The organism is Massilia sp. 2TAF26 (assembly GCF_052115005.1).
GTDB lineage: Bacteria > Pseudomonadota > Gammaproteobacteria > Burkholderiales > Burkholderiaceae_D > Telluria.
In genome coordinates, this window is the sequence record NZ_JBFRFV010000011.1 from 119,756 (window position 1) to 131,353 (window position 11,598).

General features: G+C 66.7%; 9 protein-coding genes. 5 read left to right on the plus strand and 4 right to left on the minus strand.

The features are described 5' to 3' along the window. Nucleotides 1-13: 13 nt before the first annotated feature. From AB4Z32_RS13935 to AB4Z32_RS13945, 3 genes are all read left to right on the plus strand, one after another. Nucleotides 14-349: a hypothetical protein gene (locus tag AB4Z32_RS13935; RefSeq protein ID WP_442122447.1), complete on the plus strand. Its 336-nt coding sequence runs from the start codon at nucleotides 14-16 to the stop codon at nucleotides 347-349. Further along, a complete protein-coding gene (locus AB4Z32_RS13940; RefSeq protein WP_442122448.1) occupies nucleotides 346-1,836 on the plus strand; it encodes a hypothetical protein in 1,491 nt (496 codons plus the stop codon). The genes AB4Z32_RS13935 and AB4Z32_RS13940 overlap by 4 nt, the downstream gene beginning before the upstream one ends. 211 nt (nucleotides 1,837-2,047) lie before the next feature. Continuing rightward, nucleotides 2,048-3,295, plus strand: coding sequence for a glycosyltransferase family 9 protein (locus AB4Z32_RS13945; RefSeq protein WP_442122449.1), 1,248 nt, complete (start codon nucleotides 2,048-2,050; stop codon nucleotides 3,293-3,295). A gap of 81 nt (nucleotides 3,296-3,376) precedes the next feature. On the opposite strand, the gene AB4Z32_RS13950 is transcribed toward AB4Z32_RS13945, so the two are convergent. Together AB4Z32_RS13950 and argA are read right to left on the minus strand one after the other, a co-directional pair. After that, entirely contained in the window at nucleotides 3,377-3,649 is a 273-nt protein-coding gene (locus AB4Z32_RS13950) for an oxidative damage protection protein (RefSeq protein ID WP_047823576.1), read from the minus strand. 35 nt (nucleotides 3,650-3,684) lie between these two features. After that, complete coding sequence (gene argA / locus AB4Z32_RS13955; protein ID WP_442122450.1) at nucleotides 3,685-5,007, minus strand: amino-acid N-acetyltransferase; 1,323 nt, start codon at nucleotides 5,005-5,007, stop codon at nucleotides 3,685-3,687. A 46-nt stretch (nucleotides 5,008-5,053) separates the two neighbouring features. Here argA and hrpA point away from each other — a divergent pair, with 46 nt between their 5' ends. After that, nucleotides 5,054-9,349, plus strand: a complete 4,296-nt coding sequence (gene hrpA / locus AB4Z32_RS13960) for an ATP-dependent RNA helicase HrpA (protein WP_442122451.1) — start codon at nucleotides 5,054-5,056, stop codon at nucleotides 9,347-9,349. 9 nt (nucleotides 9,350-9,358) lie between these two features. Here hrpA and AB4Z32_RS13965 read toward each other — a convergent pair whose 3' ends face one another. Continuing rightward, on the minus strand, nucleotides 9,359-10,072 hold the full coding sequence (locus AB4Z32_RS13965) for a CPBP family intramembrane glutamic endopeptidase (protein ID WP_442122452.1): 714 nt from the start codon (nucleotides 10,070-10,072) through the stop codon (nucleotides 9,359-9,361). A 101-nt stretch (nucleotides 10,073-10,173) separates the two neighbouring features. On the opposite strand from AB4Z32_RS13965, the gene AB4Z32_RS13970 reads away from it, so the two are divergent. After that, on the plus strand, nucleotides 10,174-10,992 hold the full coding sequence (locus AB4Z32_RS13970; RefSeq protein WP_442122453.1) for an alpha/beta hydrolase: 819 nt from the start codon (nucleotides 10,174-10,176) through the stop codon (nucleotides 10,990-10,992). Here AB4Z32_RS13970 and AB4Z32_RS13975 read toward each other — a convergent pair. Beyond that, entirely contained in the window at nucleotides 10,944-11,474 is a 531-nt protein-coding gene (locus AB4Z32_RS13975) for a DUF6622 family protein (protein WP_442122454.1), read from the minus strand. The two genes, AB4Z32_RS13970 and AB4Z32_RS13975, sit on opposite strands and share 49 nt — an antisense overlap. Between the last annotated feature and the right edge of the window lie 124 nt (nucleotides 11,475-11,598).

Sequence of the window (11,598 nt, forward strand, 5' to 3'; positions counted from 1 at the left end):
TCCGGAGCGCGGCATGAAGCGTCTGCCATGCATGATCTTCCTTGCCGCGCTGCTGGGCGGCTGCTCGATGTTCCACAAACCGATGCCGCCCGTATCCGCGGCGGCGGCGGTGCCGGCCAGGCCTGCCGGGCCGGTCGACGCGGACGGCACGCCGATCCAGAAGCTGCCGTTCCGCCTGGGCGTCTCGTCGAACACCGTCGAGAAGCTGGCCAGGCAGCAGGCCTGCACGGGCGGGCAGGGCGCGGCCCTGGTTACCGAGCCGGGGCCGGTCGAGGTCTACCGCATGCAATGCGATAACGGCAAGGTGTTCATGGCGCGTTGCGAAATGCGCCAGTGCCGCCAACTGTGAGGCGAGAGGGTTCGCCGCGCCTGGCCTTCGCCATCCAGCTGGCGCTGATCCTGCTGGTCCTGCTGGTGTCGAAGCCGGACAAGGCGGGAGATTTCTTCGAATACGGCGTGACCACCGTCGCGATCGCCAGCCACGGCACGCCCGAGCTGCGTGTGGAGGATGCCGCGCTGGCCGCCGCCTTGTCGCCCGAGCCCGGCTATCGCGCGCTGTTCCTGTCGATGCGTGACAAGATCGCGCGCGGCGAGCAGATACCCATGCCCGGCCTCTACCGCGGCAGGGATGGCATCTACACCATCCACTTCTTCGCCTACCCGGTGCTCGCCGCCCTGCCTTTCCGGATGTTGCTGGAAGCCGGCGCCGCCAATCCCTTCAAGGCATTCCAGATCGTTAATTTCGGTGCCCTGTGGCTGCTGGGCATCGTGATGTTCCATTTCTTCGGCTCCGGCAGGCGCGCCTTCGCGGCCCTGGGGCTGGTGCTGCTCAGCGGCGGCATCTTGTACGGCAACTGGTGCAGCCCCGAGATGGTCACGGCGGCGGCCCTGCTGGCGGGCATGATGTTGTTCGTCCAGGGGCGCCCGCTTGCCGGCGGCCTGCTGGCCGGCATGGCGGCCATGCAGAATCCTTCGCTGGCTTTCTTTTCCGTATTCGCGCCCTTGTTCGCCCTGCTGGTTGCGCGCGGCGCGGAGAGGGACGTCCAGGCGCCGCACTGGGGGCGTTTGCTGGCTGGTGCCGTCCTGCAGGGCGGCCTGGCCCTGCTGCCTTTCGCCTTTGGGCAATGGCAATGGGGAACGCCCAGCGTCATCGCCCTGTATTCCACCGACCGCCATCTGGTCGGGCTGGCGCGCCTCTGCTCGTATTTCTTCGATCTCAACCAGGGCATGATCCTCGCCATCCCCGGCATGCTGGTCCTGCTGGCGGGCGCCTTCCCGCGGCGCCGGCGCGGACTGGCACTGGCGGCGGGGATGCTCACGGCGCTGTTCATGCTGGCGCTGGCATTTCCGGCGCTGTCGGCGGTGAACTGGAACGCCGGCGGACAGGGCGTCCTGCGCTACGCCTTCTGGGGTGCGATGCCGCTGCTGTTCCTGGCCTTCTGGTGGCTGCGCGGCCGCGCTCACTGGCCGCGTGCGCTGCTGGGCATGGTCTTCCTGCTGCAGGCCGGCGCCATGGTCCACGCCAAGAAATACGCGTACACGCAATTCAGCCCGCTGGCGCGCCATGTGCTCGACCACGCTCCCGCTCTCTACAATCCCGATCCGGAGATTTTCTTTGAACGCAGCCGCAACGTGGACGGCGGCATGGACCTGCAGGCAACTGCCGTCTATCCACAGACCGGCCAGCCGCGCAAGGTGCTGTTCAATGCCGGCAGCGACAGCGTCGACCGCCTGCTGTGCCCCGCGGGCCAGCGCCTGGCGCCAGGCCTGCCCGTGGTGGAGCTGCGCGGCGGCTGGCGTTACCTGAACGCCGCCCCCGCCTGCCTGCCGCGCTGACGCTGCGGCGTCATTCCGCGTTTGTGCGGGCGCCGTCGCGCGCTCGGCGCTTTTGTGTGCTTTTCGTTCATCCAATCGTGCGCATGCATGCTTGCGCAGTGCACCATGCTATCGTCTTGACATAAATTTACCAATTCTTACAGTTCATTTGCATTTCGCATGGCTGATTCCCCATAGAATTTCCGCATCGTCTTCAGTGCAAGGTCGGAATATGAAACCAGCAGGTGAGCAATCCATCGGGCTCGATACCTGGCGCAAGCATGCCGCCAAGCCCGCTTTCGCCGGGCCTTATGTTGTGCCGCAACCATCGGGATTCGATGCCGTCCGTCCTTTTCCTCCGGCCATGCAGGCCCCGCTGGTCGCTCCCGCACTGCTGCGGCAAGCCGACAAGATCCTGTTCATCGCCCACCTGGCCATCGGCGACTTCACTTACCTGCAGGCCTGCTTCCAGGCCTTCGCCCAGGCCCATCCCCACCTGAAGATCCACCTGTGGGTCGACGAGCGCCGCCGCACCTCCCGTTCTTCGGAATGGGAGCAGCTCCGCAAGTATGCCTTGTACGACTGGCTGGCCGAATGCTCCTGCATCCACAAGGTCTACGACGAAACCTACAGCCCCCGGCTCTACCGCGAATCGCTGGAAGCGGCGCGCCGGGAAGACTATCCGGTCGTGGTCTCGCTCGCCGTGCTGGAGCGCCACAAGTACGCCAGCCTGGCGCGCAGCATCAGCCCGCAGGGCTTCGTGGTCGGGCAGAAGAAACGGGTGCGGCCCTACGACCTGCCCAAGCGCCTCATCTACCGCAAGCTGGATGCCTTCATTCCGGCCTACACGGCGGCTTCCCATGCCGGGCAGCACATCAGCGACATCTACGCCGGCTGGTTCACCCAGCTGTTCGGCATGGAGATCCCGCCGTCCGCGCGCTTCCCGGTGCTCCAGGTGGCGGACAAGTGGATGGCCTATGCGCGCAGGCAGTTCGCGGACTGGGGCTTCATGGGCGTCGACGGCAAGCCGTCCCGCGTGGTTTTCGTCAACGCGTTTTCCAAGTCGGTGGAACGCAGCTGGCCGCTCGAACGGGTCATCGGGCTGATCCGGACCATGCGCTGCGAGGCGGACTGGCGCGACGCCGGCTTCGTCGTCAACGTGGTGCCCGAGGAACTGGGGCGGGCCCGCGAGCTGTTCGCCGCGGCCGGGCTGGAGCGGACCTGGCTGTTCAGTGCGGAAGACAACTTCTTCCAGCTGCCGGCCGTGTTGAGCCTGTGCGAGCTGGTCATCTCGGTGGAAACGGCCGTGATGCACCTGGCGAATGCCGTCCACGTGCCGGTGATCGCCCTGATGCGGCAGAACAATCCGGAATGGGCGCCGATCGATCGGGCCAACAGCACCGTGATCACCGCCCCCCAGCGCGGCGACTGGGTCGACAGGATAGTCGTGCAGGATGTGATGGCGGTGCTCAAGGCTTGAGCTCACCCTGAGCGCTTCGTCTTGCGGAAACGACAACGGCGCCAGATCTGGCGCCGTTTTGCTTTGCTGCGATGCGGACGATCAGGCCGTCGGCGGCACGTAACCGGCCGCCTCATCGGCGCCTTCGCCAAAGAAATGGCGCTCCATCTGGGTCGCCAGGTATTTGCGGGCGCGGGCGTCGGCCATGTTCAGGCGGTTTTCGTTGATCAGCATGGTCTGGTGCTTGAGCCAGCCCTGCCACGCTTCCTTCGACACGCTTTCATAGATCCGCTTGCCCAGTTCGCCCGGGTAGGGCGGGAAGTCCAGGCCTTCGGCTTCCTTGTTCAGTTTGATGCAGTGGACGGTGCGCGCCATGTTCTTGCTCCTGGTTCGAAATTCGAAAGCGACAATTATAAGGTCTTGATGAAAATCTGCGACCGGCGCTGCCAGTTATACATGTGGGCGCGGTCCTTCGGCAGGTCGTCCACGGTGGCCGGCACGAAGCCGCGCTTCTTGAACCAGTGCGCGGTGCGGGTGGTCAGCACGAACAGCCTGGTCAGGCCGGCGGCCCTGGCGCGGTTTTCGATGTTCTTCAGGATGCGTTCGCCGTCGCCCTGGGTCTGGGCGTCCGGGCTCACGGTCAGGCAGGCCATCTCGCCCATCTTCTCGCCGGGGAAGGGGTAGAGCGCGGCGCAGCCGAAGATCACGCCGTCGTGCTCGATGACGGAGAAATGGTCGATCTCGCGTTCGATCAGCTCGCGCGGACGCTTGACCAGGGTGCCGTCGGCTTCCAGCGGCTCGATGAGCTTGATAATTCCGCCGACGTCCTCAATTGTGGCCTGGCGCAGGCTCTCCAGGTTCTCGTGGCTGATCATGGTGCCCACGCCGTCGTGGGTGAACAGTTCGAGCAGGGCCGAGCCGTCCAGTTGGAAGGGCACGATGTGGGAGCGGTCGACGCCGCTGTTGCAGGCCTTGATCGCATGCTGCAGGTAGAACGAGGCGTCGTTCGGCAGGAAACCCGCCTGCAGCACGGCTTCGGCCTGGTGCGAGGACAGTTCGCGGATCTCGGCGCCGGCGGCGTCGAGCATCATCGGCGTTTCCGTGATGAAGATGAGCTTTTCGGCATGCAGGGCAATCGCCGCCTGCGAGGCCACGTCTTCCATGGTCAGGTTGAACACCTCGCCGGTCGGCGAGAAGCCGAGCGGCGACAGCAGCACGATATTGTCCTCGGTCTGCAGGATCGGGTGGATCTTCTCGGCCGCGATCTTGCGGGTGACGCCGGTCAGTTCGAAGTCGATGCCGTCGATCACGCCCAGCGGACGCGCGGTCACGAAGTTGCCGGAGACGATGCTGATGTGGGCATTCGACATCGGCGTGTTCGGCAAACCCTGGCTGAAGGCAGCCTCGATGTCCAGGCGCAGTTCGCCGGCCGCTTCCTTCGCGCATTCCATCGCCGCGCCGTCGGTGATGCGCACGCCGTTGTGGAAGCGTCCCTCGACGTTACGCAGGGCGAGCTGCTCGGCGACCTGGGGCCGCGAGCCGTGCACCAGCACCACGCGGATGCCGAGGCCGACCAGCAGGGACAGATCCTGGGCCAGCACGGGCAGGGCGCCGGCGGCGACCAGCTCACCTGGGAAGGCGACGACGAAAGTCTTGCCGCCGAACGCGTGAATATACGGTGCGACCGAGCGCAGCCACTGGACGAATTGGGTAGGGTTTTCCATTTGCCGCATTATAATTGGCTGCGCGACTTGCGCACCAAATACCTTGTAAAAATCAATGTCAGAACAGAGTAACAAGCCTTCGCCGAGCCCGGCGCGCGCCGCTTCCACCGACCGCAATCCAAGCCCGTCCCGCCAGGACGCGGGCGGCGCCGACACGCGCGCGCCGCTGACGAAGACGCCGGACCTGCAGGCCAAGCCGGAACGCGTGCACCGCGAGGCCGGCGAGCGCCGTGGTGGCGATGGCCGCCAAGGTGGGGGCCAGCGAGGTGGACGCGATGGTGCGCTGGCGAATGCGCTCGCGCAGGCGAAAGCGCGTGCGCCCGCAGCGACGCCGCAAGACGGCGAACGTGCGCAGCCACGCAAGGAGCCGGGACGCAGCGAGCAGCCGCGCGCCGAACGCAAGCCGCCGATGCGCACGCCGCTGCCCGTCATCACCTTCCCCGAAGACCTGCCGGTCTCCGGCCGCCGCCGCGAGATCGCCGAAGCCCTGCAGAAGCACCAGGTCATCATCGTCTCCGGCGAAACCGGTTCCGGCAAGACGACCCAGCTGCCGAAGATCTGCCTGGAACTGGGCCGCGGCGAGAAGGGCATGATCGGCCACACCCAGCCGCGCCGTATCGCGGCTTCAAGCACCGCCAAGCGCATCGCCCACGAACTGGGCACGCCGCTGGGCGAGCACGTGGGCTACAAGGTGCGCTTCAACGACACCCTGCAGCCTGGCGCCTGGGTCAAGCTGATGACCGACGGTATCCTGCTGGCCGAGACCCAGACCGACCCGCTGCTCAAGGCCTACGACACCATCATCATCGACGAGGCCCACGAGCGCAGCCTGAACATCGACTTCCTGCTGGGCTACCTGAAGCAGATCCTGCCGCGTCGCCCGGACCTGAAGGTGATCATCACCTCGGCGACCATCGACGCCGAGCGCTTCGCGCGCCATTTCGGCAGCGAGACCAAGCCGGTGCCGGTCATCGAAGTCTCCGGCCGCCTGTACAAGGTCGAGGTGCGCTACCGCCCGGTCGACCGCGACCCGGTCACGGCCGGCGCGCCCGCAGAGGGCAGGCAAGATGCGGGCAAGTCGGTGTCGAAGGCCCAGGCCGCGCGCGACAAGCGCGACCTGATCGACGCCGTGGTCGACGGCGTGGATGAGCTTTGCCGCCTGGGACAGGGCGACGTGCTGGTCTTCCTGCCCGGCGAGCGCGAGATCCGCGACTGCGCCGAAGCCTTGCGCAAGCAGCATCCGCCGCACGTCGAGATCCTGCCGCTGTTCGCCCGCCTGTCGGTGGAGGAGCAGGATCGCGTCTTCAAGACCACCAATGCGCGCCGCATCGTGCTGGCGACCAACGTGGCCGAGACCTCGCTGACCGTGCCCGGCATCCGCTACGTGGTCGACTCCGGCCTGGCGCGCGTGAAGCGCTACAGCTACCGCAACAAGGTCGAGCAACTGCAGGTCGAGCCGATCGCGCAGTCGGCGGCCAACCAGCGTGCCGGCCGCTGCGGCCGCGTGGCCGACGGCGTCTGCATCCGCCTGTATGAAGAACAGGATTTCCTGCAGCGCCCGAAATTCACGGAGCCGGAGATCCTGCGTTCCTCGCTGGCGGCCGTCATCCTGCGCATGAAGTCGCTGCACCTGACGGACGTGGAGACCTTCCCGTTCGTGGAGTCGCCGCAGGGCCGCGCGATCGCCGACGGTTACCAGCTGTTGCAGGAGCTGGGCGCGGTCGACGATGCCAACGAACTCACCCCCATGGGGCGCAAGCTGGCCAAGCTGCCGCTCGACCCGCGCGTGGGCCGCATGATCCTGGCCGCCGTCGACAACAACTGCCTGACCGAGATGCTGATCATCGCGTCGGCGCTGTCGGTGCAGGACCCGCGCGACCGGCCGATGGAATACCAGCAGCAGGCCGACGAGAAGCACAAGAAATTCGCCGACGAGAAGAGCGAGTTCCTCAGCTACGTGAAGATCTGGCGCTGGTTCGAGCAGGCCATCGAGCACAAGAAAACCAACCGCCAGCTGCAGGAGAACTGCCGCGAGAACTTCCTCTCGCAGGTCCGCCTGCGCGAGTGGCGCGACGTGCATTCCCAGCTGCTTACCATCGTCAGGGAGCAGGGCTGGCGCATGAACGAAGCCCCGGCCACCTACGATCAGCTGCACATGGCGCTGCTGACCGGCCTGCTGGGGAACATCGGCTACAAGATGGAAGACGACTCCGGGGCTTACCTCGGTGCGCGCGGCATCAAGTTCCACATCTGGCCCGGTTCCTACCTCGGCAAGAAGGCGGGCAAGTGGGTGATGGCGGCCGAACTGGTCGAGACCACGCGCCTGTACGCGCGCACCCTGGCCCAGATCCAGCCCGAGTGGGTCGAGAAGATCGGCGGCCACCTGCTGAAAAAATCGTGGGGCGAACCGCGCTGGGAGAAGCGCAGCGCCCAGGTGACGGCCAGCGAGCGCGCGACCCTGTACGGCATCGTCGTCTACAGTCAGCGCCGCATCAACTACGCCAACATCAATCCGGCCGAATCGCGCGAGATCCTGATCCGCGACGCGCTGGTGGCGGGCGACTACGACACCCGTGCGCCCTTCTTCGCCCACAACCACAAGCTGATCCGTGAAATCGAGAACCTCGAGCACAAGTCGCGGCGCCTCGACGTGCTGGTCGACGACCAGCTGATCGCGGCCTTCTACGACAAGGAGATCCCGGGCGACATCGTCAACGGCGCCGGCTTCGAGAAGTGGTACAAGGACGCGTCGCGCGACAACCCGAAGCTGCTCTTCCTGAACAAGGAGGAGTTGATGCGCCACGAGGCGGCCGGCGTCACCACCGAGCTGTTCCCGAAGACGATGAACGTCACCGGCATCGAGATGTCGCTGAGCTACCACTTCGAGCCGGGCAGCCCGCGCGATGGCGTCACGCTCACCGTGCCGCTGTTCGCGCTGAACCAGATCCCCTCAGCGCGTCCGGGCTGGCTGGTGCCCGGCATGCTGAAGGAAAAAGTGCAGCTGCTGCTGAAGTCCCTGCCGCAGAAGCTGCGCCGCCACTGCGTGCCGCTGCCGGACTACGCGGCCGGCTTCTTCGAGCGCAACCAGGACCCGGTGCGCTTCGGCAGAGGAGATCTCATCGATGCGCTGATCGCCGACATCCACCAGCACACCAGTGCGCGCGTGCTGACCACCGACTTCAAGCTGGAGACCCTGCCGGCCCACCTGTTCATGAACTTCAAGGTGGTCGACGAGCATGGCCGCCAGCTCGACATGGGCCGCAGCCTGGCAACCCTGCAGGCGGAACTGGGCAGCCAGGCGCGCCAGAGTTTCCAGCGCATGGCGGAATCCACGCCGGCGGCCGTGGCCAGCGGCCAGGCGAAGGCGCAGGCGGCGTTCGGCAAGCCCGCTGCGGCATCCGGCTCGGCGTCCGGCACGGCTTCCGCTCCTGCTGCCGCTGCGAATGCGCCGGCGGCGAAAGGCAAGGAAGCGGCAGCGGCACCGGCCAGCACCCCGGCGTCGGCCACTACCAACATCACCAGCTGGACCTTCGGCGAGCTGCCGGAACTCCTGGAGATCAACCAGGGCAAGCTGACCCTGATCGGCTTCCCGGCCCTCGTCGACAAGGGCACGCACTGCGACCTGGAGGTCTTCGACGACCCCAACGTGGCCGCGCGCACCCACCGCATCGGCCTGCGCCGCCTGTTCGCGCTGCAGTTCAAGGACCAGCTCAAGTTCGCCGAGAAGAACATTCCCGGCCTGCAGCAGATGGGCATGCAGTTCATGTCGGTCGGTTCGTCCGACGACCTGCGTGAGCAGATCGTCAACAAGGCCATCGACATCGCCTGTCTGCAGGATCCGCTGCCGATTGATGCCGCGTCCTTTAACAAGCGCAAGGACGAGGGCAAGGGCCGCATCGGCCTCCTGATCAACGAGATCGCGCGCCTGGTGGGACAGGTGCTGGCCGAGTTCCACGGCATGCCCAAGCGCCTGCAGAACCTGCCGCAGGCGGTGGCCGCCGACATGCAGGCGCAACTGAAGGAACTGGTGCACAAGCGCTTCATCGCCGACACCGAGTACAGCCAGCTGGCCCACTTCCCGCGCTACCTGAAGGCGATGAACGTGCGCCTCGAAAAGCTGCGCACCAATACGGCGCGCGACGCCCAGCTGATGGCGGAATGGCAGACGGCGGCGACCCAGTTCCAGCGCACCATCAAGAACCAGCCGCTGAAGAACCTCGATCCGCGCATGACGGACTTCCGCTGGATGCTGGAAGAGCTGCGCGTCTCGCTGTTCGCGCAGGAGCTGAGGACGCCGATGCCGGTGTCCAGCAAGCGCCTGCAGAAGGTGTGGGAGTCGATGCTGCGCTGAGCCGCGCGGCTATGCCGCCGACGCGGATGCCGCGGCCTGCGCCGCCCGCGCCTGGATTTTTCGCACGGTGAACAGCATCGTGACCGGCGCGGCCGCGTGCAGCACGATCAGCCACCACAGGCTCCTGGTGAGCGCATAGCCGATCGCGAAGGCGAAGGAGGCCGCGATCGAGCCGGCGAACTGGCGCGGATTCTTGTAGCCATGCGCCGCGCCGTAGGCGATGGCGGCCAGCGCGAGCGCCACGGGCAGGCCGGTGAACGGCGGTACCACGAGCAGCAGGTAGCCCCGGAACAGGATCTCCCAGGCCGCGGTCATGAGAACGGAGGTGGCCAGGTAGGCCGCGGTCTCGAGCGCCGTGCGCGGCATCACGAAGGGCAGCTGCTGCAGCCGTGCTTCCTGCGCCGCGAGCTGCGCCGGCGTCATCCTGCGCTCCATCCGCTTGCCGGCCAGGTGCAGGGCCAGCAGCACGCCGCAAGCGATGGCCAGGCCCCAGGCCGCGGCAGACGTCCGCGGGAAGGCCAGCCCCAGGTTTGCCGCCGAATGCCCGCCGGTCCACATGACCGCAGCCAGCGCGGCAAGCAGTACCAGCACGAAGCGGGCCTGTTTCCAGTAGGTCCGCAGCGGCGGCAGCGGCGGCTTGCGCGGCGCCGGATGCAGGCTGCGCCACAGGCGTTGAAGAGGGAAGACGAGCAGCAGATACAGCGTCAGAAGCAGGTCGGGCAAGGGAAAAAAGTGGATACTGTTGGCCATGCTGGACAATAGCAGCCGCGGGTGCCCAACAAATCCACGCTTTGTCACAATCATAAGAAAGAATGAGCATGCCAATGTCACGTATCACTTCCGCCGTCTTCGCGATCTGCCTGTCGATCGGCTGCTGGAACGCCGCGGTGGCGGCGCCGGCAGTCGCGTCCGCAGCCGCGCCGCTGTCCATCGGCGACACCTGGACCATCCAGTCCGCCGCGCTCGGCGAGACCCGGCGCATCAATGTTTACGTCCCGGCCGGCATCCCCGCCGGCACGCCGCTGCCGGTGCTGTACATGCCGGACGGCGGCATGCTGGAAGACTTCCTGCACGTGGCCGGCCTGCTGCAGGTCGGCGCCGGCAACGGCACCGTGCGGCCCTTCCTGCTGGTGGGAATCGAAAACACCCAGCGCCGGCGCGACCTCACCGGCCCTACCGAGGTTGCGAAGGACCGCAGCATCGCACCCCAGGTCGGCGGCTCCCAGGCCTACCGCAACTTCATCCGCACCGAGCTGATGCCGGAAGTGGAAAAGCGCTACCGCGTCACGCGGGAGCGGGCGATCGTCGGCGAATCGCTGGCCGGGCTGTTCGTGGTCGAGACCCTGGCATTGGAGCCCGACCTGTTCGACACCTATATCGCCATCGACCCCAGCCTGTGGTGGAACGACCGCCGGCTGGCCCAGCGCCTGCGCACGCAGCCGCCGTCCGGCGCGGCGAAGAAGACCCTCTACATCGCGGCCAGCGCCGACGGCCTGCCCGACATGGATGCCGCGCTGAAGAACAGTCTGGAAAAGGCGCCGGGCCTCGGCTTCAGTTATGAAGCCTGGCCCGGCGAGACGCATGCCACCATCTATCATCCGGCTGCGTTGAAGGCATTCCGTGCGGTGCTCAAGCCGCGCTGATCGCGCACGGCGGCGACATCAAGCGCCAGGCGGCCCAGGAAGCAGCCGTTGAAGACGCCGAACAGGGCGCACACGCCGGCTGCCACCAGCGCATCCTGGCGCGCATGCGGCAGCACCGCCAGCAGCACCGAGGCCGCGTACTTGGTGAAGAAGATCGCCATCATCATCGCCAGCGGTACCCAGCTGCCGCGCACGATCACGCTGCCGGGGCCCGAGCCGGGCGCCGTGCGGCTGCGGCCGGATTTCCACACCAGCAGCGCGCTGATTGCCGCCGCGGCGGCCCAGACGGCGTAGGCCAGGCCGCTCGAGCCGAATTTGCTGCCGACGTCCTGCAGCGACAGCGCCAGCATCACGGCCGGGACGATGAACAGGCTGCGGACCTTCATCTCGCGGTCGCGCAGGGCGGCCGTGCCGCGCCAGACCAGCACGGCCAGGATGGCCCAGACGTAGACGGGGGTGTGGATCAGGATCTGCTGCAGCATGATGGGCTCCTTCGGGTTCGTTGGGTAAAGTGCATCGGGTGAGCACACTTTGCCCTGGCCGTGGAGAAGGCGGGACGGCATGCGACGAATTGCGGCGAACCGGCGCGAAATGCAGCCTGGCGGC

What these genes read in the sequence shown, in the direction of transcription:
- AB4Z32_RS13945 (WP_442122449.1), top strand. Translation starts at nt 2,048, where the DNA reads ATGAAACCAGCAGGTGAGCAATCCATCGGGCTCGATACCTGGCGCAAG.
- hrpA (WP_442122451.1), top strand. Translation starts at nt 5,054, where the DNA reads ATGTCAGAACAGAGTAACAAGCCTTCGCCGAGCCCGGCGCGCGCCGCT.
- argA (WP_442122450.1), bottom strand. Translation starts at nt 5,007, where the DNA reads ATGCGGCAAATGGAAAACCCTACCCAATTCGTCCAGTGGCTGCGCTCG.
- AB4Z32_RS13935 (WP_442122447.1), top strand. Translation starts at nt 14, where the DNA reads ATGAAGCGTCTGCCATGCATGATCTTCCTTGCCGCGCTGCTGGGCGGC.
- AB4Z32_RS13975 (WP_442122454.1), bottom strand. Translation starts at nt 11,474, where the DNA reads ATGCTGCAGCAGATCCTGATCCACACCCCCGTCTACGTCTGGGCCATC.
- AB4Z32_RS13970 (WP_442122453.1), top strand. Translation starts at nt 10,174, where the DNA reads ATGTCACGTATCACTTCCGCCGTCTTCGCGATCTGCCTGTCGATCGGC.
- AB4Z32_RS13950 (WP_047823576.1), bottom strand. Translation starts at nt 3,649, where the DNA reads ATGGCGCGCACCGTCCACTGCATCAAACTGAACAAGGAAGCCGAAGGC.